Source organism: Paenibacillus lycopersici, assembly GCF_010119935.1.
GTDB classification, from domain to species: domain Bacteria; phylum Bacillota; class Bacilli; order Paenibacillales; family Paenibacillaceae; genus Paenibacillus_Z; species Paenibacillus_Z lycopersici.
In genome coordinates this window covers 3,255,102-3,280,329 of record NZ_CP048209.1, presented here as the reverse complement: position 1 = coordinate 3,280,329, position 25,228 = coordinate 3,255,102, and the positions used below count along the sequence as shown (strand labels likewise).

The 25,228-nt window shown below is 57.3% G+C and carries 24 protein-coding genes; 12 read left to right on the top strand and 12 right to left on the bottom strand.

Translation table 11 applies throughout. The annotated features are described in order from the left end of the window. Positions 1 to 155: 155 nt before the first annotated feature. Both GXP70_RS14575 and GXP70_RS29845 read right to left on the bottom strand, forming a co-directional pair. Positions 156 to 545 (bottom strand): ArsR/SmtB family transcription factor, encoded by a 390-nt coding sequence (locus GXP70_RS14575; protein ID WP_162357491.1) that lies wholly within the window; start codon positions 543 to 545, stop codon positions 156 to 158. Positions 546 to 1,010: 465 nt separating this feature from the next. Next, positions 1,011 to 1,250 (bottom strand): hypothetical protein, encoded by a 240-nt coding sequence (locus GXP70_RS29845; RefSeq protein ID WP_225442805.1) that lies wholly within the window; start codon positions 1,248 to 1,250, stop codon positions 1,011 to 1,013. Positions 1,251 to 1,271: 21 nt separating this feature from the next. On the opposite strand from GXP70_RS29845, the gene GXP70_RS14570 reads away from it, so the two are divergent. The 5 genes from GXP70_RS14570 (at position 1,272) to GXP70_RS14550 (ending at position 7,588) form a co-directional block, all read left to right on the top strand. Continuing rightward, positions 1,272 to 3,107, top strand: a complete 1,836-nt coding sequence (locus GXP70_RS14570) for a heavy metal translocating P-type ATPase (RefSeq protein WP_225442804.1) — start codon at positions 1,272 to 1,274, stop codon at positions 3,105 to 3,107. Between the two features lie 185 nt (positions 3,108 to 3,292). After that, positions 3,293 to 3,898 carry a spore germination protein gene (locus GXP70_RS14565; RefSeq protein WP_162357489.1) on the top strand — a complete coding sequence of 202 codons (606 nt, stop codon included), beginning with the start codon at positions 3,293 to 3,295 and terminating at the stop codon, positions 3,896 to 3,898. Positions 3,899 to 4,005: 107 nt separating this feature from the next. Further along, positions 4,006 to 5,400, top strand: a complete 1,395-nt coding sequence (locus GXP70_RS14560; RefSeq protein WP_162357488.1) for a spore germination protein — start codon at positions 4,006 to 4,008, stop codon at positions 5,398 to 5,400. Beyond that, on the top strand, positions 5,397 to 6,503 hold the full coding sequence (locus GXP70_RS14555; RefSeq protein ID WP_162357487.1) for a GerAB/ArcD/ProY family transporter: 1,107 nt from the start codon (positions 5,397 to 5,399) through the stop codon (positions 6,501 to 6,503). The genes GXP70_RS14560 and GXP70_RS14555 overlap by 4 nt, the downstream gene beginning before the upstream one ends. After that, positions 6,500 to 7,588, top strand: a complete 1,089-nt coding sequence (locus tag GXP70_RS14550; RefSeq protein WP_162357486.1) for a Ger(x)C family spore germination protein — start codon at positions 6,500 to 6,502, stop codon at positions 7,586 to 7,588. Before GXP70_RS14555 ends, GXP70_RS14550 begins: the two co-directional genes overlap by 4 nt. Before the next feature lie 109 nt (positions 7,589 to 7,697). Here GXP70_RS14550 and GXP70_RS30060 read toward each other — a convergent pair whose 3' ends face one another. From GXP70_RS30060 to GXP70_RS14540, 3 genes are all read right to left on the bottom strand, one after another. After that, positions 7,698 to 7,823, bottom strand: coding sequence for a hypothetical protein (locus GXP70_RS30060; RefSeq protein WP_263864115.1), 126 nt, complete (start codon positions 7,821 to 7,823; stop codon positions 7,698 to 7,700). A 509-nt stretch (positions 7,824 to 8,332) separates the two neighbouring features. Further along, positions 8,333 to 9,310: a formylglycine-generating enzyme family protein gene (locus GXP70_RS14545; RefSeq protein WP_404822343.1), complete on the bottom strand. Its 978-nt coding sequence runs from the start codon at positions 9,308 to 9,310 to the stop codon at positions 8,333 to 8,335. Between the two features lie 18 nt (positions 9,311 to 9,328). Continuing rightward, entirely contained in the window at positions 9,329 to 10,792 is a 1,464-nt protein-coding gene (locus GXP70_RS14540; protein WP_162357485.1) for a sulfatase family protein, read from the bottom strand. Positions 10,793 to 10,992: 200 nt separating this feature from the next. Here GXP70_RS14540 and GXP70_RS14535 point away from each other — a divergent pair, with 200 nt between their 5' ends. After that, positions 10,993 to 11,775 carry an AraC family transcriptional regulator gene (locus GXP70_RS14535; RefSeq protein WP_162357484.1) on the top strand — a complete coding sequence of 261 codons (783 nt, stop codon included), beginning with the start codon at positions 10,993 to 10,995 and terminating at the stop codon, positions 11,773 to 11,775. A gap of 54 nt (positions 11,776 to 11,829) precedes the next feature. Here the strand turns inward: GXP70_RS14535 and GXP70_RS14530 are convergent, their stop codons facing one another. Together GXP70_RS14530 and GXP70_RS14525 are read right to left on the bottom strand one after the other, a co-directional pair. Continuing rightward, on the bottom strand, positions 11,830 to 12,363 hold the full coding sequence (locus GXP70_RS14530; RefSeq protein WP_162357483.1) for a chromate transporter: 534 nt from the start codon (positions 12,361 to 12,363) through the stop codon (positions 11,830 to 11,832). A gap of 20 nt (positions 12,364 to 12,383) precedes the next feature. Next, the gene (locus GXP70_RS14525; protein ID WP_162357482.1) at positions 12,384 to 13,022 is read right to left on the bottom strand and encodes a chromate transporter; all 639 of its coding nucleotides are present in this window, start codon (positions 13,020 to 13,022) and stop codon (positions 12,384 to 12,386) included. Positions 13,023 to 13,245: 223 nt separating this feature from the next. Between GXP70_RS14525 and GXP70_RS14520 the strand changes: the two genes are divergently transcribed. Next, positions 13,246 to 14,442, top strand: coding sequence for an ROK family protein (locus GXP70_RS14520; protein ID WP_162360482.1), 1,197 nt, complete (start codon positions 13,246 to 13,248; stop codon positions 14,440 to 14,442). A 109-nt stretch (positions 14,443 to 14,551) separates the two neighbouring features. On the opposite strand, the gene GXP70_RS14515 is transcribed toward GXP70_RS14520, so the two are convergent. Then, complete coding sequence (locus tag GXP70_RS14515) at positions 14,552 to 14,995, bottom strand: cell wall hydrolase (RefSeq protein WP_162357481.1); 444 nt, start codon at positions 14,993 to 14,995, stop codon at positions 14,552 to 14,554. Positions 14,996 to 15,188: 193 nt separating this feature from the next. Between GXP70_RS14515 and GXP70_RS14510 the strand changes: the two genes are divergently transcribed. After that, positions 15,189 to 16,283: an AAA family ATPase gene (locus GXP70_RS14510; RefSeq protein WP_162357480.1), complete on the top strand. Its 1,095-nt coding sequence runs from the start codon at positions 15,189 to 15,191 to the stop codon at positions 16,281 to 16,283. A gap of 39 nt (positions 16,284 to 16,322) precedes the next feature. Further along, positions 16,323 to 16,646: a hypothetical protein gene (locus tag GXP70_RS14505; protein WP_162357479.1), complete on the top strand. Its 324-nt coding sequence runs from the start codon at positions 16,323 to 16,325 to the stop codon at positions 16,644 to 16,646. A 17-nt stretch (positions 16,647 to 16,663) separates the two neighbouring features. On the opposite strand, the gene GXP70_RS14500 is transcribed toward GXP70_RS14505, so the two are convergent. Together GXP70_RS14500 and GXP70_RS14495 are read right to left on the bottom strand one after the other, a co-directional pair. Continuing rightward, a complete protein-coding gene (locus tag GXP70_RS14500) occupies positions 16,664 to 18,136 on the bottom strand; it encodes an arylsulfatase (protein WP_162357478.1) in 1,473 nt (490 codons plus the stop codon). 186 nt (positions 18,137 to 18,322) lie between these two features. Continuing rightward, positions 18,323 to 19,408 (bottom strand): NAD(P)H-dependent flavin oxidoreductase, encoded by a 1,086-nt coding sequence (locus tag GXP70_RS14495; RefSeq protein ID WP_162357477.1) that lies wholly within the window; start codon positions 19,406 to 19,408, stop codon positions 18,323 to 18,325. Positions 19,409 to 19,573: 165 nt separating this feature from the next. Here GXP70_RS14495 and GXP70_RS14490 point away from each other — a divergent pair, with 165 nt between their 5' ends. Beyond that, positions 19,574 to 21,346, top strand: a complete 1,773-nt coding sequence (locus tag GXP70_RS14490) for a sulfatase family protein (protein ID WP_162357476.1) — start codon at positions 19,574 to 19,576, stop codon at positions 21,344 to 21,346. A gap of 142 nt (positions 21,347 to 21,488) precedes the next feature. Next, entirely contained in the window at positions 21,489 to 21,650 is a 162-nt protein-coding gene (locus GXP70_RS14485; protein WP_162357475.1) for a hypothetical protein, read from the top strand. A gap of 149 nt (positions 21,651 to 21,799) precedes the next feature. On the opposite strand, the gene GXP70_RS14480 is transcribed toward GXP70_RS14485, so the two are convergent. Beyond that, positions 21,800 to 23,272, bottom strand: a complete 1,473-nt coding sequence (locus GXP70_RS14480; protein WP_162357474.1) for a sulfatase family protein — start codon at positions 23,270 to 23,272, stop codon at positions 21,800 to 21,802. 19 nt (positions 23,273 to 23,291) lie between these two features. Continuing rightward, on the bottom strand, positions 23,292 to 24,320 hold the full coding sequence (locus tag GXP70_RS14475) for a Gfo/Idh/MocA family protein (RefSeq protein ID WP_162357473.1): 1,029 nt from the start codon (positions 24,318 to 24,320) through the stop codon (positions 23,292 to 23,294). A gap of 351 nt (positions 24,321 to 24,671) precedes the next feature. On the opposite strand from GXP70_RS14475, the gene GXP70_RS29575 reads away from it, so the two are divergent. Beyond that, positions 24,672 to 24,812 (top strand): hypothetical protein, encoded by a 141-nt coding sequence (locus GXP70_RS29575; RefSeq protein WP_192043455.1) that lies wholly within the window; start codon positions 24,672 to 24,674, stop codon positions 24,810 to 24,812. Positions 24,813 to 25,228: the final 416 nt, after the last annotated feature.

The following is a 25,228-nucleotide window of genomic DNA, read 5'->3' as shown; positions in this document are numbered from 1 at the left end:
AAAAATCGTTGTCGGGAAGAAATGAAAAAGGCGATTTTGTTAACGCCTTCATTTGCCCCCTTATATCCTCGCGATACGACAAGATCAGACAGAATGCCCGGTTGTCCGTTCAAGCCAAAAACGGTCCCTTCCATTAAGAAGAGACCGTTCTTCGCCTAGTCATGCTTTAAATGCTGCAGCGTTTGAATGAACATCTGCTCGACATGGCTGTCGTCAAGCGAGTAAAACACGGTTTTCCCCACTTTGCGGCGCTTGACAATCCGCAGGTTACGGAGGAAGCGAAGCTGATGGGAAATCGCCGATTGGCCCATTCCGAGCACTTGGGTCAAATCATGCACGCACAGCTCGCTCAAGGTGAGCGCGTGAATGATTTTGACGCGGGTCGGATCCCCCAGCGTCTTAAACATATCCGCCATCTCGCTGGCCGCGGAATCATCCACCATATTGGCTCTCACTTGAGACAGATCCGCTACCGTTCCGTCGCACGTATCGTCGCATGCGTCTTGTATCCATTTCTCGACCACGTTTGGCCTCCCGGCTTGCATGAATTAGTAAGCTTTATTATAACACAAACGGCAGATGGCGATCAGGGCAATCGCGCGATGAAACCATTCGGCAGTCTCCCGCATATCGTGGATTACATGAACCATAACCTATGAATAGATGCTCATTGATAGGATCATATTCGTCAGTGCGATGCGCTTTCGTCGCTCCGCCATGCCAATAACTTGTAAAGACGGGTTTGACAGCGATCGGATAAAGACATATCATATGAACAAGTGCTCATATATTGAGGAAAGAAGGAAAGCTATGTGAACGAATTTCGCGTGAAAGGACTCTCTTGCGGCAATTGCGCGTTGGAACTCGAGAACCGAATCAAAAAGCTGCCGCATGGCGGCACGGCTTCCCTCAGCTTTCGTTCAGGCAAATTAATACTTGATCCGCGCGTCGATATGATCGCTGTCGACAAGATTCTGAGATCCGATCATGCCTATATCGATTCATCCCGTTCAGCCCATGCTGACGCCGCCGCCCTTGCTGCTGCCGATGTTCATGGAGCGCATTCCCATGAAGCACAAGTCCATGAAGCACAAGTCCATGATAATCATGCGGATGACCGCAACGGACAGCTTCACGATCACAAGCATGACCATGACCACCATCATGAACATGGGCACAGCCACCATCATGAACATGACCAGGGGCACAGCCATGGACATGGACACGGACACGACCATGACCATGCACATGAGCAGGGCAGCACCCAAACGATGATGAAGCTGCTCGTTAGCTCGGCCGTCATCTATGCGGCGGCCTTCTTGTCGGGCGGCCTCCTGCCGGAAGCGGTTCAAATCGGCCTGTTTGCCGCGGCGATCCTGTTAAGCGGCTATTCGACGTTCCTCCGGGGACTGAAGAACCTGGCCGCGCTCAGATTCAATATCGATACGTTAATGACGATTGCGCTTGTAGGCGCAGTAGCCATAGGCGAATGGAAGGAAGCGACTTTGGTCGCGATCCTGTTCGGTTTGAACGAGCTGCTCGAAGGCTTGGGCATGGAGAAGGCCCGCCGTTCGATGGAAGCGCTCCTGCAGGCCGCGCCTAAGGAAGCCGTCAGAATCGATAACGGACAAGAGACAGTCGTGCCTATCTCTTCGCTCGCGGCCGGCGACCTGGTTAGGGTGAAGCCGGGCGAGAAGATTCCTTCCGACGGCAAGATCGAAGACGGCAAGAGCTCCGTTAACGAAGCCGCGCTTACGGGCGAATCGCTCCCCGTCGAGAAATCGGCCGGCGAGTCCGTCTTCGGCGGAAGCATCAATAACGAAGGCGTGCTGCGCATTCGCATCGAGAAAGCGTACAACGATTCCTCGCTGGCGAAAATCCTGCATCTCGTTGAAGAGGCGCAGGAAACCAAGACGCCCACCGAGTTGTTCATTAATCGGTTCGCCCGTTATTATACGCCGGTCATCATGATCATTGCGGCCCTGGTCATCCTCATTCCTCCCGTCCTGGCAGGAGGAGACTGGAGCAAGTGGATTTATCAAGGACTTGCCGTGTTGATTGTCGGCTGCCCCTGCGCGTTGATTCTCTCTTCGCCGATCGCGATCGTATCGGGGATCACCCGCAACGCGAGGAACGGTATCCTGATCAAGGGAGGCATCTTCCTCGAGCAGCTTGGCAAAATCGATACGCTGGCATTCGATAAAACGGGGACATTGACGAAAGGCCAGCCGCATGTCGAACAAGTCGTTGTATATGACCAAGAACGGTTCTATCCCGTTGCGGGAGCGATGGAGAAGTCTTCGTCTCACCCGCTGGCCCAAGCCATTGTCCAATGGATCGCCGAGCGCGGCATCGCGATTCCCGAACCGGACGAGATACGGGCCGTCTCCGGTCAAGGCATCGAGGCAAGCGTCCACGGCGTCCGATACTGGCTCGGCAATGAGAAGAGCATGGCGCATCTCGCGATTACGGCCGATGTCCGCCAGCAAATCCAAGCGTTAAAGGAATCGGGGCTAACGCTTGTGCTGGCGGCGGACTCGGAACGCATCCTCGGCATGTTCGGCATTGCCGACCGGATCCGCGAGGAAAGCAGATCGGTGATTGCCGAGCTGTGTAAAGCCGGTATTCGCAAGACCGTCATGTTAACGGGCGATCATGCCAAAACCGCCGAGAAGGTAGCCGGCATCGTGGGCGTCACCGCCTATTACAGCAATCTGCTTCCCGAAGATAAAGTCCAGATCATCAAGGAGCTTGCGAAGTCCGGAAAAGTCGCCATGATCGGCGACGGGATCAACGATGCGCCCGCTCTCGCGTCGGCGGGGCTCGGAATCGCCATGGGCAAAGGAACGGACAGCGCGATCGAAACGGCGGACATCGTGCTCATGCAGGATCATCTGGGCAAGCTCCCCGAAGCGGTGAACGTCGCGAAACGGGTCAACGGCATTATCCGTTTCAACATCATCGTAGCGCTTGGCCTGAAGCTTGCCGCGCTCTTGCTCACGATTCCCGGCTTACTGACCTTGTGGTTCGCCATCCTGTCCGATATGGGAGCAACGATCTTCGTCACGCTGGTCAGCTTGACCATACTGATCAACAGGGAGCAATAAACCGCCTATTCTCTCCGGGCCATAGCCTGATCGATAAGCCTGACGAGCTGCTGCTCGTCAGGCTTTGCTATGCGTCGGCCCATGGGCAGCCGGCCAATAAGGCATAAAATATGGCCGGCTGGTCAAACTATACCCGACAATCGCCTATCCATAATTTGTTATTAGCGTATCTTTCTGGAGGACAAATGAAGGAAACGAAGCCATCCGAACAATTCGATATCCATTCGCTCGATCAGCTGTTTTCGATGATCGGCAAGTCGAGCGATTTTTCGCGGATTCAGTTGGAGACCGGGCATAACGGCCTGACGCTCAGCTTCTATCCTTCATGTCGGACAGCCGCGAGATTCACGATCATTTGCTCCCAAGCCAGCACCGTCGAGAATTTGTCGATCAATCTGCACCTGATGCGACGGCAGAGCGCGATCCCGCAGCTGGTTTTCGAGGAGCTTACGATCGGATCGTTGTCCAAAACAACCATTGCCATCGCGTATATCGAAGGTCTGACCAATCCGGATATCGTGCAAACCATGAAAGATCGGCTGAAAGGCACCGTTCTCGATATCGTGTATGACAGCTCGTTCCCAGAGCGGGTCATAGGAGACGATGCCAATACGCCTTTCCCGCTCTTCCTGACCACGGAGCGCATCGACCGGATATCTTATGTCATCACCTCCGGCCAGATCGCGTTGTTTACGAGCGGCTCGCCATATGTACTGGCGGGTCCTCCAACCTGCATTTGTTCCTGCACGATTATTACGCGGAGGGGAAAGACCCTTCCATGCCGAGCTTAACGTCGAACGAGCAGCTTGCCTTGAGCGTACATGGAACAGCCAAGGTTTGGAAAGGATAAAACTGCTAAACCCGCTATATTTCATGGCTTCCGAGGAGGCGCATCACCATGCCCGATATGCTGGCTTCCATCTATCTTCTGAACGAGTCGGACGCCGCGCCCTTGTTCGATCTGCTTGGCGCAACCTTCGCGGATTCCGCCGATTACACGGCCGCGCTGATCGGGGCGGTGGATCATGACGAGCTGTACTTATGCTTCTTATCGTCGCTATGCTCATCGCAGAAACTGGACTTTCTGCTCGCCGGTCACGACGGAGAGCTGTCCGCGCGGCTGAACCGCTACATTGGAACCGAGCTGGAGACGGGCGAACGGGAACGCTGCGAACAAGCGATCTGCAGAGGCTTCGCCGTACTCTGCAAACGCGGCTCTTCCGACGGCCTCATCCTGAACCTGGCGGAAACCCAGCAGAGAAGCGTCGGTTCGCCCGTGACCGAAAGCGTCCTGCAGGGTCCGATGAACGCCTTTACCGAGAATCTCGACGTCAATATCGCCCTGCTCAGGCAGCAAATCCGGTCGCCGAAGCTTAGCCTGTGGGAAACCGAGATCGGCTCGGTCAGCTGGACCCGGGTCGTCGTGTTCTACTTGAAGGGCGCGGCCGATCCCGATCTGCTGACCCGGCTTCAGGACAAGCTGAAGCATATCGAGACGGCCGGCATACAGGACACCGGCCAGCTGCTGCGGCTGCTCATGTCCCGGAAGCGGATGCAGCTGTTCCCGATGGCGATCTCCAGCGAGCGTCCCGACCGGATCGCGGCCGATTTGCTGGCAGGCAAGGTCGTCATGATGCTCGACGGCTCTCCGTTCGCCATGAGCGTGCCCGCCGTATATACGGATTTCTGGCATTCGCCGGAAGATCAATACGTCAATCCGTACGTCACCTATTTCCTGCTTGTCCTGCGGTTTCTGGCGATGTTCATCAATATGTTCCTTCCCGCCCTGTACGTGGCGCTCACGTCCGTCAACGTGGACGTGAACCGGCTGGAGATCGGCCTCGCGGCGGCGGCAAGCCGCGAAGGCGTTCCTTACCCCGTCTTCGTGGAAACGATCTTGATGCTGTTCGTGATCGACTTCATTACCGAGGCGGGCCTCCGGCTGCCGAAGACGATCAGCTCGACCGTCACGATGGTCGGCGGCGTCGTGCTGGGACAAGCGATCATCCAGGCCAATATCGTGAGCAACCTGCTCGTCATCATCGTGGCGGCTACGGCCATTACCAATTTTATCGTCATCGATTATCAGATGGGCCTGGTTCAGCGCATTCTGAAATATTTCATCGTGATCGGCGCGACTACTGCCGGCCTGCTCGGCATCGTGTTCTGTTTCGCCTGTCTGGTCTTCTATCTCAGCTGCCTGGAGTCGTTCGGGGCCCCGTATCTCACTTCGCTATGGAGCAGGAAAGGCAGCGCATCCCTCTCCTTTCAAGGGAAGGAGTCCTCGCCATGAAACGCCCTTCCGCCATTAGCGGTTACGAAATGGTTGCCATCCAAATGGTCTACTTCGGCGCTTCGGCCGGCTTCATCTATCCCAGCCTCTTGATCCGCAGCACCGGCGATGCCTATTGGGTGCCGGTTGCCGTCTGGGCCGCCGCCGCCCTGCTCAGCTCCTGGCTGTACAGCAGGATGCTTGCCCGGCTGGAAGGCGGCAAGCTGATAGCCGGCTTGTGCTCGTCGATCGGCAAGGTCTGGTCGTTCCTCCTCATCCTGCCCATCCTGCTCTTCCTGGGGGGAGCGATGATCGTCTTGTTACGGGCTTTCTCGGAGGTCATCACGATGACGATGCTGCCGACCACGCCCATTTCCTTCCTGAACGGCATGCTGCTGGCACCCGCCGCCCTCGCCTTGGCCGGCATGATGCCGATCGTGCGAAGCGCGCGGGTGTTCTTCCTGGTGACGATCCTGTGCTCCTCGGCGCTCCTGCTGATCGGGCTTAGCAACATCAACTGGACGCTCGGCTCGCCTTGGCTCCGGACAAGCGGGGACTTCCTGGGGAACAAGCGCTTTTACGCCGGGTCCTTCTTATGGATGGGGTTCGTCCTTACAGCGTTCATCGGCCCTTATACGGCCAAGTCGGCCAAGCGTTCCTGGAAGAGCTATGCCCTCGCTCTCTGCTGCGCGCTCCCGTTCATTGCGTGTTACATCTATTTGCCGGTTCTGACGTTCGGCAAGGATTTGAGCCGTCACCTTACCTTCCCGTTCGTGTCCAAGATGGATGCCATCTACCATTATTGGATCGTATTCGAGAATATGACCGCGATGTTCGTATCGGTGACGATGCTTTATGTCCTGCTGATCTTGGCGCTGAAGATGCATGCGCTTGGCGAGAGCTTCCAACTCATGATGCCCCGCGTGAACGCCGCGCTGATCTATGGCGTTCTCCTCGTTGCCGTCTATTGGGGCGCGACGGCGATTTCGTCATGGCGGGTCGTGGAAGACCTGATGATCGTGACGGTCGGGCTGCGGCTCTACGTCCTGTTCGTCTTTCCCTTGCTCGGCATGGCGGTCTTGATCCTGGCGGGAAAGAGACGCGAAAAGGAGCGTGCCTTATGAGAAAGCGCCGCGAATGGCGGATTGCTGCAGCCGTCTGCTGCCTGGCGCTGCTAATGAGCGGATGCTGGGATTCCAGAGACATCGACAACCGTCTGCTGGTCGGCGCGATGGGCTTGGAGATGAAATCCGCTGCCGCGATTCAAGTATGGCTCCGGTTCCCCCTGCCCAAGACTTCCCAGGATCTTGCGCGGAAAGACTTCTTCACGGTCAGCCAGTCAGGCTCTACCGTGCTGGACGCGCTTAACAAGGCCAAGTACAAGCTGCCCAAGGCTTTGGACATTTCTTCGACGCGCGCCGTTCTGCTGCATGAATCGATGGGCAAGTCGGGGCTCGAAGCCGCCCTGGAATTCGCGATTCGCGAACGCTCCGTTCCGCTGGACGCCGTCGTGGCCGTGTTCCGGGGAGACATGAACGAGATTTTCATGAGTCCCAACCCGATCGGCGAACTGTCCGGCATCTACACCAAGCTGTTCTTCGAGCCTTACGCCGGCGGCATTCCCCGGAAGAATAAAACGCTGCTGTGGGAAGTGTACGCGAAGCTGTATAATCCGTTTCACGCCAACCTCATTCCCGTGCTGGCCCAGGACGAGCACGATAAGTTCGCGCTTCATGGCAACGCGATATTTGTCGGCGACAAGATCGTAGGGGAATTGAACCGCGACGAATCACTGATGTACGAGATCATCACGCAGCGGTTTCACGATTCGGAAGTCGAGCTGATGAACAGGTCCGATATCCGGATCGTTCATAATCGATCCCGGGTTACGACTTCGCTCGTCGACGGAAGACCGGTCATCAACGTCGATGCCTCGCTCGTTACGACGTTGATCGACACGGCCCGGACGAGAAAACAGAATGCCGCGCAAATCGTTGCCGACCTGGAAAAAAACCTGAATGCCCATACGAAATCGATGTTCGCGAAAACCCAGCGGGCGGGCGCGGACATCTTCGGCTTCGGCAACCGGTTTCGGAGCCGGCTGAAGCCGTCGCAATACGATAACTGGTCCGACATGTTCCGAACCGCGAAGATCACGTATCGGTACCACGTCGAGCTGAGAAACACAGGCCTGGAATTTCTGGACTGAGCGCCGGCTCTACAATCTAACATACTGCGCCTCGTTGTCGGGGAACGTGGTTCGTTAGATCCGTAACGGTAGAGACTTGTCCTTCGTTCCTGGAATTCGTACAGGCATGTCAGCCGTAGATCAAGCGTATCCAGCCGTACACGAGCACAACGGAGGCGATGACGGTCGGCGGAATAACCAAGACAAGCCATGCGTCGCAGCCGACCACCGCATCGATCGGACGTCGGCGGTTCATGGCTAACGATCTTAAAGGGCGGCGGTTTGCTTTCATGCGCACAAAAAGCTGACATCATTCGATGTCAGCCAGAGTGGTATGAACGATACGCGGCTTCGGGCAGGCTCGCGGCAAACTGCGCCCAGGCGCACGAACAGATCCTGTTGCCGCTTCGCCGGCGTGGCACGGACTGCTTGGTACCGTTTCGAACCAGCCCCGCTTCATGACGGCAGGCGCGCGGTGCGTCCGTCGAAGTATGGAGGCGGACTGGAGATCCGTTATTCGCGTCTTTATCACGTTTTCCGTGTGCTCGCGGACACGAGATCCGTTATAGCGGCTGATTCGCCTGTATTCGATGTCATCCGGACGCCTTAACGGATCCTGTGTCCGTGCGCTGCCCCAAAAGTCCGATTTATCCAAAATAACGGAACCTCAATCCGCGAGCCTTAGTTAGTCTTAAGAAGGGGGACCCTTCCTTCCCATACATGCGGCATAGGAGGCGTCGAGCTTTCTCGACAGCCCGGCTGACATCATTCGCCTTCAGCCTTCCGATCCGTCGCGCATCTAAAACCGATATTCCCCGCAGAACTGTCAGGCGTGTTCCGGCTCCGGGCCGCCACGCGGTAACGGTTGCAGTACGATTGGTGACACAGGTACGATCCGCCGCGAAGGACGCGTGCTTGTCCCGCAGGAGGACCTTGCGGGTTCTCGCGCGGCCCGTTCAGATGGAAGCCGGCGCTGAACCAGTCCGAGCACCATTCCCATACGTTGCCGGACATGTTGTACAGCCCGTATCCATTCGGGGCGAACGAACGGACGGGAGCCGTTCCGGCATAGCCGTCGCTTGCATTGTTCTTGTCCGGGAATTTCCCCTGCCAGATGTTGCAGCGATGCTCGCCGTCCGGCTTCAGCAGATCGCCCCACGGATAGCGCTTCCGCACGAGACCGCCTCGCGCGGCATACTCCCATTCCGCTTCCGTCGGCAGCCGCTTCCCGCTCCACCGGCAGTAAGCCATGGCGTCGTTCCATGAAACATGCGTGACCGGATGGTCCATCCGTTCATCGATGCCGGTTCCCGGACCTTCGGGAGCTCTCCAGCACGCGCCTTCTACATGCCACCACCAAGGCGTTTGCTGCACCGCCTGGGTCACTTTCTCAGCGACTGCCTGCGGAACGAACGGGTGAAACACGAAGGACGAACCGAACCTCTCCGCCTCCGTCACATACCCCGTCGCATCCGCGAAGGCTTGGAATTCAGCATTGCTGACCGCGCACGGAGCGATATAGAACGGGTCGACGGTCACCTTCCTGACAGGCCCTTCGCCGTCGCCTGGGAAGCCTTCCCGATCATCCGTCCCCATCAAGAACTCGCCGCCCGGTAGGAATAGCATGCCTTCTGTCGGATCCGCTTCCGCTCTTCGCCCCGTAATCGCAGGGTCCAACCCGTTTCGTGCGGCTGACGGATCCCGGACTCCCGAGCAGCAGCAGCTTCGCATTTCTTTTTCCATGGGATCGCCTCGGGTCCGTTACCGGAATTCCGCCGGATGCCGGCGCTTCAGCTCAGGAATCGCGTATTCCCTTCCCGTCTCTTCAAGCCGGCCGACATAGCGCTGCAGATGGCCTTTGGCGTGGTAAGGTCCGCCTTCCTTCATGACCGTCCACAGCGGATCCGTATCGAACGGCATGGTGTCCATCATGCGATCATGCCACTCGTTCAAGTTATACACGGCTTCTTGGCACAGTCCGCGTTCCGCCTGCGCCAAATTGCGCTGCTCATGCGGATCTTCCTTCAGGTTAAACAGCATTTCCTTGTCGAACAAATGGTAGCCGTCGTGATACGTCCGGATGTACAAATAATCGCCGAAACGGACGCTTCGCTGGCACACATGCGCGCATTGCGAAACAACCAAATAGTCGCGGCCGCAAGCTTCGCCTGTCTTCAAGGATGCCGCGTAGCTGCTGCCGTCCCACGATGGCGCGTTCGGCTTGCCCAGCAGCTCGGCCATCGTCGGCAGCAAATCAAGATGATAATGCAGCTCTTCATCGACGCGCTTCTTCGTCATGCCCGGCCAGCGGATAATCATCGGAATCCGGCAGGTTCCCTGGTCGGCGGTTCCGTGTTCCGCATAGATGCCCAGCTCGCCCATATTCTCGCCGTGATCGGCCGTAATGATGACGACAAGGTCGTCCATCACGCCCTGCTCCTCCAAATCGCGGAAGATCATGCCGATATGCTCGTCCATATAACGAATGCCGCAATCGTACCCGTCGATGACCCTGCGCAGTCCTTCGCGGTCCGTGAATTCGCCCGGATGACGCGGATAGCTCGGATTCGTTCGATTATCGTACATGTTGATTTCGCGGGCGCCGTGCGGTCCGACCTTGCGGGTCGTATGCTCCGTCAGCACCTCGTCCGTGAACCATTCCGGCAAAGGCTCGTTCGCGAACGGATTCCCGAACGACTCCGGAGCACGGTACGGCGTATGCGGATCCCAGTAATTCACGTAGAGGAACCAGTCGTCCTTCTGCGCGTTCTGGCGAATCCATTCCTGTACGACGGGCGTGACTTCCTCCGCCGACTCCCCGCCGCTCTTGCCGGTATTATGAATTTCGTTGAAGCCGGCGTAGAAGGTCCACGCCGAATGCCGTTCGCCGAACGGGCTGATGAGCGCGGTCTTCATCCCTGCCGAACGGAACAAGCCCGGGAAGCTCTCTCTTGCCACCCGGCTTTGGAAATCGCGGTCCACGCCTTCGTGGCGAACGTCGGCGGCCGTCCCGCCATGACCGACGACGCCGTTATGAATACCGAAGCGTCCCGTCATTAACGCCGTCCGCGAAGGAAAGCAAGGCGCGTCCGAAGTGTAGTAATTCGTAAACGTAACGCCTTCTTCCGCTATTCTGTCAATGTTCGGCGAAGTGTTCCGTTTATAACCGTAACAGCCCAAATGGTCCGGCCGGGTAGCGTCTAAATCAAGCAGCAGCACTCTCATCGCAAATCGCTCCTTTGGATTACATGATATGCCTAAATTGTACGCAATGCCGAAGCGATTCGTCTATGCACATTCCAACGATGAGGTGTACGATTCTCCTCTCACTCATGAGAAAGCTATATATTTACTCAAGAAGAATTGAATTCTCCTATGTACACTGCTACAGTCTTGTTATACTCCCGAAAGGACCGCTGCCGCCTATGCTGAACATTATTTCCGTCCACTTCGACAACCGCATCCCCAATTGGCGAAGGGCTCCCGACGTGTTGGATCATAACGTCATCGCCTTGATGATCGAAGGCAAAGTCAGCTACACGCTCAACAATCAAACGGTGATCGCGGAGAAGGGAGACCTGTTGTTTATCCCGGCCGGTACGATGCGGGCCAGCGAGAACGCCGATGGCGAGCATCAGAAATTCACGATCCTGTTCCGGCATACCGATGACGAATCGCTGGCCCTTCATCTGCTCGGCAATGCGCAATTCGACAAATGCAAGATCCGTAACTTCGAGTATATGAAGCAGCGCTTCGAGAGGCTTCATCTCGAAGCAATGGGCAAGGGCAAATTCAATTCCTATGTCATGACCGGCATATTGTCGGAAATAATCGGCCTGGTAGCCCGTGAATTCGAGCAAGTCGAAGTAACCCCTATCAAGCTGAAGCTGGTCAATGCGCTTCAGAATTATATGGTCGCGCACTATCGCGAGCCCGTTCATATCGACCAGCTCGCTTCCCTGATACATCGTTCGGCCAACTATACGATATCGATCTTTCGCGAAGTAACGGGAATTTCTCCGATTCAGTACGTTCACGCCATGCGCATCAAGGAAGCCTGCAAGCTGTTGAAGAACTCCGATTTGTCGGTAACGGAGATTTCCAACTACCTGGGCTATTACGATCATTCGTATTTCTTTCGCATGTTCAAGAAGCTCACCTCTCGCTCTCCGACGGATTACAAGCATTCGGGAGCGCTATTCGAATAGGAAAGGAAAAAGGTTGTCAGAAGCAGGGCTGCCGCGCCCTGGTCTGCCAACCTTTTACGTGTAAATCACGATGCCGGCTACCCCCGCCGCGGCAATCACCGCAATCGGATGCAGCTTGTAGCGTACGAGCAGCACCAGGCATCCCCCGCAGATGGCCAGCGTCGATACGGTCATCCACGTGAATGCTTCTTGACCGCTCAAAAAGCCGAAATGCAGCGCCGCGTACGCGATCATCCCCGCGATAATCGGCCGTAATCCGTACAGCGAGGACTTCATCCACTTGCTCCCCTGGAAGCGGAAGAAGACCGCCGAGAGCAGCACGATGACGGCAAGCGAAGGCAGTACCATGCCGAGCGTCGCGGCAATGCCGCCGAGCATGCCGGCCGAGTCGTAGCCGACGAGCGTTGCGGCATTCGTCGAGATCGGGCCGGGCGACATGCCCGCCATCGCGACGACTTGCCGAAACCGCTCGGCTTCGAGCCAGCCGTGCGCCTCGACTTCGTATTGGATCATCGGAATGACCGCATAGCCGCCGCCGAACGCGACGAATCCGATTTTCAGGAAGGTCACGAATAATTGCCATACCATAGTTGTCGCACCACTCTCGCCTAAATATAGTATTCCGGAGCGAAGAGCTCCTGCGGACTGGGCCGCGACGGCATTTTATCCATGTTCGTTCGCCGGCCGAGCAGCTCCTTCCCTTTGACGATCGCCATGCCGGCGAATAACCCGGCTGCGATAATGTAGATCGGATTGATCTTCAGGATCACCTGCAAGAGCACGGTCGCAATCGCGACGCCGGCCGTCGTCTTATCGATGACAGCGGCTTTGGCCATCCTGTAAGCGGCCAATACGATGAGCGCGATGACTGCGCCGTGAATGCCTTTCATGGCCGCATCCAGCTTCGGATTCGAGCCGTACAGCATATACGCCGCGCTAAGCGCGATGACGAAGACGAGCGCCGGGAGCGTAATGCCGGCGACCGAAGCGATCGCCCCGGCGATCCCGGCTTTGCGGTAGCCGACGAACGCTGCCGAGTTGACCGCCACGCCTCCGGGCGCACTGCCGGCAAGCGACATCATAGTAGCCATTTCCGCTTCGTCCAGCCATTGTCGCTTGCCGACGATCTCCCGTTCAATGACGGGCATCATCGCATAGCCGCCGCCGAACGTCGACGGCCCGATCTTCGTGAACACCGCGAGCAGCTCGCCGCACGCCTTCATTTTGGTTTTCCATTCTCCTCGCATGGCCGATCACTCCTTATACGTTTATAATACCACCTTTATTTCATTTTGGAATTAAGTTTTCGAAAATTCGGGTATCAAATGAACTTATGCCCTGTATTCATCCGTTTAATAAATAGTATTCCGATGAATAAAATCTATTTTGGTTTTAAGCGGCATGCGTTATAATGAACGAATAGCGCATCATTCGAAGCTGAACGATAGGCAGGGATAGCCCGTGAACCTTATGCACAATCGCGTTGCCAACCTGAAAGAACGCATCTATTCCAGGATCGCCGTGAGCGACGGGACGATCTCCAAGGCCGAGCTTCTGGCGGCCGAACAGCTGACGAACAGCACCTTGACGCGGCTGCTCGACGATCTCGTCAGCGAAGGGCTGATCATTGAAACCGGGTTCGGCCCTTCGAGCGGCGGGCGCAAGCCGATCCTGTATCGCATCGATCCGGATTACCGGTATATATTCGGACTCGAAATCTCCCGTTTCTCTTCGACATTAGGCTTGTTCGATATGACCCTTCAACCGAAGTCGCTCGTCCGCTGGTGGATGGATGAAAGCATGCGGCCGGAAGCGCTGGTCGCCCATGCCACGGACTTGATGAAGCGGCTCATGCGGGATCACGGCATCGCCGCCGAGCGGATTCTGGGAATCGGAATCGGCGCCGTCGGCCCGCTGGACCGGGATCGCGGCATCATTCTCCGCCCTCGGTACTTCGCCGCGGCAGGCTGGCAGGACGTTCCGATATGCCGGATGTTCGAGCAGGCGACAGGACACCGGGCCTTGTTGGAGAATGGGGCGAATACCGCGCTGATGGGCGAGATCGGCGCGTCGCCCGAACCCCGCGCCGAGCATGCGCTCTACGTGCACGCCGGCGTCAGCCTGCGTGCCGCCATGATGACGAACGGCCGAATCGTCCATGGTAAATACGACACCGAAGGCTCGGTCGGGCAAATGATCGTTCACGCCGACGGCCCGAGGCTGCACGAGAACAGCAACTTCGGCGCGCTCGAAGCGTTCTGTTCCGTGCCGGCCCTGGAGCGCGAAGCGCGCTCGAACGCGAAGCGGGGCGTCTCGTCGCTGAGCGAGCGTTACGGGGTCGCGCCGGAGCACATTAATTACGACGTGCTAGTGAAGGCCTTGCACGACGATGAACCGTCGGTGAAGCAGTCTTTTCATCAAGCGGCGGCTTATCTCGGCATCGGACTCGCGAATCTCATCAACCTGCACCATCCGGAGCTTGTCCTGCTCGGGGGCGCTCTGATGAATGCAAGCCCGGATTTTTACCGCATCGCCGCCGAGACCGCGCTCAACAATACGTATTATGCGCCCGACTACGCGCCGCGCTTCTCCAAGGGAAGTCTTGCCGAAGACGCCGTCGTGACGGGAGCGGCATTGCATGTCAGGAACCGGCTGGAGATCGGATAACGTCATTCATGCACGAACTTTCATTCATAATAGAAAAAAGCCGCGATTCTCGATTCTCGCGGCTTTTTCATCTGCTCCCGGCTTGCCCTAAGCTGCCCTTCAGCCCATGCTAGAACGTATTATAGACATTCTCGCACTCTTGCCCTGTCGGTTCATAGAAGCAATGCTTCTTCCATCGTCCTGCTAACGGCTGATCGTACCAGGTCGGCGGACAAGGTCCGGGATTCTCGAACGACCCCGGGCGGAAATACCATAAGGAGAATTTCGCCGGCCAGTTCCGTTCCCCGTTCACGGACCGCCGCGCCAGACGGCGTTCCCGGTCTCTTGCGCCTTGGTAATACAAGCCATGCTGCAGCGCTTCGAACGCATGCGGCTGGTTGATCATTTGGGGAATGGTCCGGATGCCCTTGAAATCCGAGCAATTCGCCCGAATGCGGTTAACGCCCACATTGCCAACCAGGAGCATGCCCATTTCGCCTTCGGTTTCGGCTTCGGCTCGAAGCAGCCTTGCCAGCATATCAATATCCTGTTGTCTGGCTTTCACTACTGCCATTGGCTCACCTCTTTAGCTTTCCTGCACTCATCATATTGTAGGTGAAACGGAAATGTGACACCGGCAGGATGCAGACTCGTCGACTTCACGAGGGATTGCACCAAGGGCTCCTCCCCGGAATATACAGTGACATAGGCATTTATCCCATGAACGCTTATTCGCGCTTCGAATAGGCTCAAAGGAGTGTTTAAGGTTGATCGAGCTGTCATCGCACTACTTTGCACGCGGCAACACTGCCCATGGCGCCCATTTTCTGTACGATTCCGCTTTTCAAGGGTTAAGCAAGCTTTATGTTCTGAACGGTCCTCCCGGAACGGGAAAGTCGACGATCCTTCGGGATCTGGCAGACCGCCTGATGGAAGACAACCGGCATGTACAGCACTTTCACTCCCCGCTTCGTCCCGATGAGCTGGACGGCATCATCGCGACCGAATTGAACATCGGCGTCGTCGACGGGCGAGTCTGCGAGGGAATTCCGGTCAATGCGTGCGAGACGGCGTACGTGCAATTAGCGGATGCCGTTGACAACGGCCGCCTGTCTTCCGAGCAGCTCGAAACGATCGAGGCGCTGTCAGGCAAGCTTGCGGATGCGTACAGCTCGGCTTATGCAGCCTTCTTGACCGCGTTGCGGATTCATGACGAATGGGAGAAGCTTTACATTGAAAGCATGGATTTCGCGAAAGCCGATCAAATCGCGCAATCGTTGATTCAATCGCTTCTCGAGGGCAACAGCGGCAGCCGGCCCACTGCCCCTCGTCATTTGTTCTTCGGCGCGGCAACTCCGAGAGGCGCCTACGACTTTATTCAGCGTCTGACCGCCCAGCTGGAACGCCGGATCTTCATCAAGGGCAGACCGGGCTCGGGGAAATCCACGCTGCTCAAGAAGCTTGCCGCGGCAGCCGAGAAGAGCGGCGTCGAGGTCCAAGTCTATCATTGCGGCTTTGACCCGAACAGCCTTGACATGCTGATCTTCCCGCAGCTTAGCACGGCGATATTCGACAGCACCGCCCCGCACGAATATTTCCCTTCTCGCGGCGGCGACGAAGCGCTCGATATGTATGCGCTCGCCATGGCGCCCGGCACGGATGAGACCTATGCTGTCGAGATAGCCGCCATTAAGGAACGTTACTCCGATAAGATGAAAGAGGCCACCGCCCATCTGGCAGCGGCCGAAGCCATCGATACGGCGATCAAACGGATCTATACGGAAGCAACGGATTTTGCGATCGTCAATCAGCTGGGGCTGCAATTGCAGGCGGAGCTGTTGAACTACCGCAGTCAACTGTGATGGAAAGCGGCATAGGAAAGAGGCGATGGAAAAGCGGCGATGGCTCATTCCATCGCCGCTTCCGGCTGTCGAGAACATGCTCGGTTCTTTGACTTAGTCCATGCCGGCTGGATCGTCTTCATGGGCAACGGACACAGAATCCGTTATTGGGTTGAAATCGGTAGGTTTGGGCTGGCGACCAAGCTGGAGAATGGGGAGGCGGCCGTCAGAAGCCCGGGGTCTGCCGTCAAGTATTACGAGCCAATCCGTGACGTCAAACATGGATTTCTCTACATGCTGAAGCGGCGATGGATCCATTCCATCGCCGCTTGCTGTTTTCGTATGGGCATTCAGCGTATATCAAAAGCAACTTATTTTCAATAATCCGTACCTCGCCTTATTCATGCATGCGCATCGGTTGCCAGGCGGCTCAGCACATTCACCGGCTTGCGGCCAACAATCAGCCTCGAGCCGTCCGTATATCCCTCTTCTCTTCCGCGCAGCTCGCCGATCAGCCGTCCGCGCCATAAATCCAGCAGCTCCTCGTGCTGCTGCTGCCCTGCCAGGTTGATTCGTTCCTGCGGGTCATGCTCCAGATCGAAAAACTGCTCTTCGCCCGTTTGCGAGAACCAGATATATTTGCGTTTACCGTCCGTCAAGAAGTGGTACGACAGCTTGTCATAGGCATGTTCCCCGTGAATGTACGCTCTCCATGCCGGCTGCTCATCCGGCCGGGCGAGCGGGATGATACTCTTGCCGTCGACCGTGCCTGGGATGGCTACGCCCGCCGCGTGGAGCAAGGTCGGCATAATATCCCGGAGCTCGATGACCTCATCGACGAATTTGCCTTTCTTCAAGCCGAGCGCGCCTGTCGGGTCGTTCAGAATGAACGGCACCTTCGCGCTGCCTTCATACGGCAAGATCTTCTTATACAATTGATGATCGCCCATCAAATCCCCGTGATCCGAGGTAAACAGAATGATCGTATTGTTCTGAACGCCATACTCGAATAGCGCATTCAATAGACGTCCGATTTGATGATCAATGTGGGTAATGAGCGCATAATAGGCGGCTAACGCGCGCTGGCGCATACGCTCGTGAACGATGCCGCGGCTTGTGGTCGGATTCATGCCGTCGCGTTCGTCATCGGACAGATCCGCCCAATCGCCGATCGGCGGAGACGGCAGCTCGATGCCGTCATACAAGTCCAGGAAGGCTTGCGGCGGATCCAGCGGCGGATGCGGACGGACGAACGACGTCCATAAGAAGAACGGCTTGCCGGGATCGCGCCGGCGCAGGAAGTCGATCGACTGCGTCACCGCCCAATTGGTCGGATGCAGCGATTCGTCCAGATGCCAAGGCCGCGCCACGGTCGAGGCGTTGCAATCCAGGCCGTTGTCCATGATATCGACGCCGGAGCCCGCTCTCTCCCGAAGCCAGACCGTATAATCATCGCATTGATCCCACCATTCCCGGGCGGACACCGCGGACCGGTTCCGGTTGTAATGCATGTAGCCGTCATGCAGCACCACGTTGTGGAAGCCGCATAGATTGCGCGTCGGATAGACATGCATTTTACCGACGCATTGGGTATGATAGCCGGCATTGGCGAATTCGCCTGCGATCGTATGCTCATAGTTCCACGGCACCTTATCCTGGTAGCCGACTCTGCCGTGATGCTCCGGCTTCATGCCCGTCATGATCGCTGCCCTGGCCGGCACGCAGGAAGGCGTTGCCGTATACGCATTCGTGAAGGCCGCCCCGTTCCGCGCCAAGTTGTCCAAATTCGGGGTCTGAATGACCGGATGGCCTAAGTAGTGGAGACAGTCCCCTCTCATCTGATCTACGGTAATCAACAATATATTCGGCTGCATATCGTACCTCCTTATTCGATGCTGAACCTCAGCAAATCTATCGTCTGAGCGGTTCGCCTTTCCTTACCCTGTTCGGTAACGCAGCATGGAACCGCATCGGCGGTTTTTTTTGACGTCTTCCGGCTATCGCGGGGATGCCGCTTTGGCGCCACCTCCGTCACGCACCAGAACGCATGCTGCGATCCGCTAATCCTCCGATCGCAATCCCGAGTATCGCCGTATGAGCCGGTCAGCCTGCTCAACGGTCTGCTTCACGATTTCCGCGGCCGTGACCTGATCTTGAGCCAATCGGATGCCTTGGCCGGCCCAGAGCGACATGTACTCGGGGTTGTGCAGCTTAGAAGCCGCCTGGCGGATATCTCTCGTCAAGGCGTTCTGGATCGGATACGCGGGAATCGTCCCCTCATAGTGGCGCATGTCCTTCATGAAGTCCGTGAGAATGCCGCGTGCCGCTTTGCCCGAGTAGAACGTGGTCACTTCGGTCTCGTTTTCTTTGGATGCGATGATTTTCCGCTTATGCACGGCGGGCGCCCCGCTTTCCCGGCAGGTTAAGAACGCCGTCCCCATCTGCACGGCGGAAGCCCCTAATGCAAGGCATGCGACGAGACCTCTCCCATCCATGATGCCGCCGGAAGCGATAACGGGAACCTGCACATGATCCGCGATTTGAGGAACAAGCGCCATCGTGCCGATCCGAGCGTCAGCGGCGCTCGGCAAGAAGGAGCCGCGATGTCCTCCCGCCTCGCTTCCCTGGGCGATAACGGCATCTACGCCGGCGTCCGCCAGCGCAAGCGCTTCGTCGACGGTCGTTGCCGTGCCCGCGACGACAATGCCCTGCCGTTTCATGGACCGGATGATGTCCTGCGGCGGTATGCCGAAAGTGAAGCTGAACACGGCGGTTTTCTCCTCAAGCACGGCTTGCGCTTGTTCTTCGAACGGCTCCGACAATGCCGGGACGGTTGAACGCGGAGCCATCCCCAGCTTCACGCGGTAAGTATTCAAGTGATTGTTCATGTCGGCAATAACGTCTTCAGGCATATGGGGCTGCTCAGGCACGAACAAGTTCACGCCGAAGGGCCGATCCGTTCTTTGCTTAATCTCCCTGATCGCAGCTCTGATTTGATCGGGCGACATATAGCCGGCTCCCAGGCTTCCCAGACCGCCGGCATTCGAAACGGCAGCGACCAGCTCCGGCGTCGTCGGTCCTCCTGCCATCGGCGCTTGTACAATCGGGTACTGGATCCCGAGCCTGCGAGTAAGTTCGGTCTTCATCCTATCGTTCTCCCTTCTTGCCCGAGCGGGCCAACTCCTGTAACGTTTCATCGCGATTGCTTGGCATTGTTGAGCATGGCCGTCAGACGGCTGCAATCGGCTGCATGGCGCTGCCCCTTCCCGCATACATCTAGGCTTAAGGATCAGGTTCATAAGGGGGCTCCCATGCGCGCGAAACCGAATTTCCTTCTCATCGTCGTCGACGAGGAGCGCTATCCTCCCGTCTACGAGAATGCCGAGCTTAACGCTTGGCGGATAGCGAACCTCCCGGCCCGCGAACGGCTGCGCGCGAATGCCGCGGAGCTGCGCCGGCATTATATCGGGAGCGCCGCCTGCTGTCCGAGCCGGGCTACGATGTTTACCGGCCATTATCCTTCGCTCCACGGCGTCACCCAGACGAACGGGATTGCCAAGGAGGTGTTCGACTCCGATATGTTTTGGCTGCCTCCGAATACGGTGCCCACGATGGGCAATTATTTTCGAGAGGCAGGCTATCAGACGTATTATAAAGGCAAATGGCATATTTCGTATGAAGATATTCTCGTGCCGGGAACCCACGATGACTTGACGAGCTACGATCCTGCGACAGGCGTGCCCGACCCGCAGCGGCAACAGCTGTACTTGGCCGCGGATCCGCTGCACGCGTTCGGCTTCTCGTCCTGGATCGGACCCGAGCCGCATGGCCGCAATCCCCGTAATTCCGCGTCCTCGGCGGCTTCGGGCTTAAGCGGCAGAGACATCGTCTACGGCTCCGAGACCGTTCGGCTGATCGAGGCGCTGGATCGCGAGCAGAGCGCAGATTCCGGCGCGCGGCCTTGGCTCGTCGTAGCCTCCTTCGTCAACCCGCATGATATTACGCTGTACGGTTCGTTGACCGCCCATTTGCCGCATCGCTTCCATTTCCAGGTCGATCCGATGCCGGAAGTCCCTCCTCCACCCACGATCGGCGAGCGGCTGCATACGAAGCCCGACTGCCAAGCCAGCTACAGGGACACGTATCCGAGAGCGATACAGCCTATCCTCAACGAGCCGTTCTATCGGAAGCTGTACTATCAGCTGCAGAAGAATGTCGATCGGCAAATCGCGCGGGTCTTGGATGCGCTCGATCGCTCGTCGTTCCATGACGATACCATCGTCATCTTCACGTCGGATCACGGCGATCTGCTGGGCGCTCATGGCCGGCTGCATCAGAAAATGTACTGCGCCTACGAGGAAGTGCTGCGCGTGCCGTTCCTCGTTCGCAACAAGCGCCTCTTCCCGAACGGGCGCAGCGTGTCCGCGCTAACCTCTCACGTCGATCTGCTGCCGACCATGCTAGGCCTCGCGAATGCGGACGTCCCCGGCATACAGCGCCGTCTGCAGAGCCGATTCAGCGAAGTCCGCCCGTTCGTCGGCCGCGATCTGACCTCTGTCTTGCTCGGCCGACAGAACGGCGGCGAAGCTCATTGCCCCGCTCCTGAGGAGCCGGTTTATTTCATGACGGACGACGATATTACCCGCGGTCAGCATCAGCGCAATCCATTGGGGAGAGCCTACGCCTCCGTCGTTCAGCCTAACCATATCGAGACCGTAATCGCCGATCTGCCCGGACCTCCCGGGCAGCCGAGCCGGCAGTGGAAATATTCCAGGTACTTCGATCATGCTCGATTCTGGAGCGAGCCGGGCGTGCGGGATGTTCGGATGCAGCTTGTCGAATCAAGCCCGTCGTCCGGGCAGCCCGGCTGCGCCGCTTGTCAGGTGGAGCATAAGACCGTGCCGGTTCCCGAACAATTCGAGCTGTACGACTTAACCGGGGATCCGCTGGAAAGGCGAAACCTCGCCCATCCGTCATGGGCCACGCCGCAATCGGAAGCCGTCCGGGCCCATATGGCCCGCTTGTTGGCGGAACAACGAAGCCGGAAGCGTCTGAATCCCCGTCCGTCGCCTTCGGCTAAGTGAGGGCATTCAGCTCCGGGCGCATAAGAACTGCAAGAAGATTACGAAGTATCGCCGATTCTTTCAGACAAGCAACAGGTTCCGACATGATTTGCAAGCGTTATCGGTTATAATGGCTGCATCACGCCATAATTGGGGGAACGGTATGGAGAACTATTTGCGATATCGCGTATGGTACAAATCCAACGGACGTTTCAACAACGCCATTATTTACGGACCTACGATCAAATCGCCAAGCGATGCGATCGCCTATTTTAAACGGCTGCATCTCATCGAACCCACGCACGCCGAATTGATGTCATCCTAGTAACCTATTGCCTCTTCCTCGAACAGAAGGGAAGCCCGCAGATGATGGACGCTGCGGGCTTCCCTTTTGTCCTAATGCGCCGCCATGGTCATCGATTTAGTCATAGTCATGGTCTCGGTCGTGGTCCGGTCATAGCAGCCCTCGGTTCGTCACCGACGGTTCGTCTTCAACGGTACCGCGTCCGCCGTCTCCATGTAGAACGTCAGCAGGCGCTCCTTGAGCGCGGACAGCACGTCCGCGAGTGCGGGATCTCCGATTCGATTATCGACCTCCATCGGATCCCGCTTCAAATCGTACAGCTCGTCCTGCTCGTAGAAGCGCCGCACGTACTTATAATCGCGCGTCCGGCACATGACCGCTTTCGTATGCTCGGGCCCTTCATGCTGCTGCAGGCTGACCCGCGGCCAATACAAGCCGCTCGGCACGCTCATCGACGCGCTCTCCAGCTCCATCGCCTGCGTCTCCCCGTGAAGCCGTCCGCCTTCGGCGAATACCGCGTCCCGATGCGTGTCCGTCTCCCCTGCAAGCAGCGGCAGCAAGGAGCGGCCAAAATGCGTATGGCCCGGCGTCAGACCCAGCAGCGCCTCGACCGTAGCGGGGAAATCGATCAGCTCGACCAGCGCTTCGCTGACGCGCGGCGCCACGTCCACGCCGCGCGGCGGCTTGATGACGAACGGCACGTTGGTCAAGCAATCCTCGAACGTATTCTGCGTCTTCTCGACCAAGCCGTAATCGCCGGTGAAATCGCCGTGATCGGAGAAGAAGAACACGGCCGTGTCGTCGTACATCCCCGTTTCCTTCATCGCATCCAGCAAGAGGCCGAACTGATGATCGACTCGCGCGCACATCCCGTAGTAAGCGGCGCGCAGCTCGCGCCAGCGTTCTTCCGTCCATCCCTGCAGCTTCTGTCTGTCGAAGATGCCCTTCAACAGGCTCGGCTTATTCGACCAATCCGGCGCCGGCGTTCGCAGCGGCAGCTTGTCGCGGTCGATCATGCCGAACCATGGCTCCTCGACGCCGTAAGGCGGATGCGGATAGAGCAGCGGCACGTACAGGCAGATCGGCTTATCCTTGGGCGCGCTGCGGATAAAATCGATCGCGCCGAGCACCGTCGCCCAGTCTCCGTCGTAATAGGACGCCTCGTCCGGCGCCTTCTCCAATTTGCCCGCGTAGAACGAGTAGTAGTTGTCCCCGGCGGGATCGCCGCGCCAACCGTCGGCGGCATGGAGGTTCGTCTCCGGCCGGGGCCGCTTCTCCGGCACGTATTTGACATCGCAATACGCATCGAACCCGTTCTCCGCCGGAACGAGATCGTTTTTGCCGCCCCACCATACCGTATACCCTTCGTCCTTCAGCGTCTTCAGCAGCACCGGTTCATCCTCATGCATCATGTGAAACATCGTCCGGTGGCCGCGGACATGGGGATACCAGCCGCTCATGAACGAGCATCGGCTTGGCGTACAGACGGGGTTCTGACAGAAAGCATTCCGGAACGATACCGCTTCGGTCTCCACGAGGCGGTCCAGATTCGGCGTGACGGCCGCTGGATTGCCGAGATGGCCGATGACGTCCGCACGCCATTGGTCGGGATTAAAGATCAAGATATGAGGCCTGTTGGACATGCCTTTACCTCCTCTTGCTTTATTGGACGGCGAATTGCTCTACGATGTCGTCCTCGAACCGGTGCGGCAATTCAATCCTGCCGCCGTATTTGGACGTATGGTAGATGGCCATCATCGCTTGAAACGACAGCATCGCATGAGCGAGATCGCAGAAGTGACCGGCTTGCGGATTGGCCACGTATTCGGGAATGGAATTCATATAATCGATCAACGCTTGCGAGTGGTGCTCATCCCAGCTGGACTTCTCGATCGTATGCAAGCCCGATGCGTAATTTCGCAGCTCCAGCGTCTGGTTAAGCGCGATCTTCAGGTGGCCTTCCGAACCGTACACATCGATTCCGATATGATAGAACGGATTCGTTTCGCCTTTGAGCGATCTAGCGAACGCGCCGCATTCAACGACAGCCCTTACGCCGTTGGCGAATAAAATCGAACCCAGCGCCTCGTCCGGCGCAACGATCGGAGAGCTGTCCTTGCCTTCGTACGGACCGGTCTGCCCCATTACCCATCGAATGGGATGATAATCGTTAAAGAACATCGCCATGTCAATCAGATGCGAGCCCTGTTCCATAATGTTGACCTTGGTGGTCGCGCGAATAAATTCGATCTCGCCGATCGCGCCTTCGCGCAGCAGCCGCTGCGCCTTGCGCCAGGCCGGCAAATATTTATGCTGATGATTGACCAGCGCCAGCTTGCCGGTCGCCTTGCAAAGCCGCTCGATTTCGTAAGCTTCCGACGGGGTTAGCGCCAGCGGCTTCTCGATATTAATCAGCTTCACGCTTGGACACCCGACGGCCGTCTTGATTAATTCGAGACGGGCGTCCGCGCTGCTGACGATGTCTACGATATCGGGACTCGTCTCCTGCAGCAATGCTGCCAGATCCAACGAACGGGCTGCGATACCATAACGGTCGGCAAGCGCTTTCAGACGCTCCGCATTCGAATGGCCGCACAGACCGACAAGCTCGAAGCTATCGCTTGCCTGATACGCCTTGGCATGCGCATCGGCCCAGCCTTTCGTTCCGACAAGCACGACTTTCAATTTCATCGTCTTTTTCCCTCCCTATTGAGCTGTCGGCTTGCGTTCTTCATCGCTCTTCTCTTAATCTTCTCTACCGCAATGAAATATCCTGTCAGCAGCAAACAAGAAGTGAACCCTGCTCCCGTTATTTGTCATCTTGTCGTCATGAGAGCCTTCCTTCCGGCGATTATCAGGCATAGGCGAACAAGAGCGTGATGACCGCTGGAACGGCTATCGTCGCGGCGGCAATCGTCTTGCCGGTCGGATTCGCCGGTCGTCTTGACGTTATAGTCATTCGCCTCTTTCTTACAATAGCCCATGCGACGGGGGCAGAACTACATATACTGCGATGTACCTACAACTAAAGGAGCTGGACTCATGGGATATGGTTATGGTAATGTCGGCGGCGTAGGTCAAGGCGGCAGCTGCGGCCCTGGCGTCGGCGCAGGATTCGGCGCAGGCGGAATTCTCGTACTGTTTATCTTGCTGGCTATTATCTCGCGTTCATTATTGTTCTAGCATCATGATTGCCGATGCCGAGCTGCACGATGGCGAATGCGGTAACCATAACCGACGCTTCTCGTGCCGGCGGAAGGTATTGTCCGAACGCGCAAACAAACGGCAGACGCGAGTCTGCCGTTTGTTTGCGCGAAAGTCGAAGGAGCAATGGCCGCATGTATGGGAAGGAAAGGAGAGGAGAGGATTCCCCTTCTAGGACTAACGGACAGAGGTCCCGCTATTGTGGCGAAATCGGGCTTGTGGGGCAGCGCACGGACACAGGATCCGTTAATGTCCCCGAATGACATCGAAAACAGGCAAATCAGCCGATATAACGGATCGTCTGTCCGCGAGCACACGAAAAAACGTCATCAAGCAGCGAATAACGGATCTCCTGTCCGCCTCCTTGCATCGACGGACGCACCGTGAACAAGCCG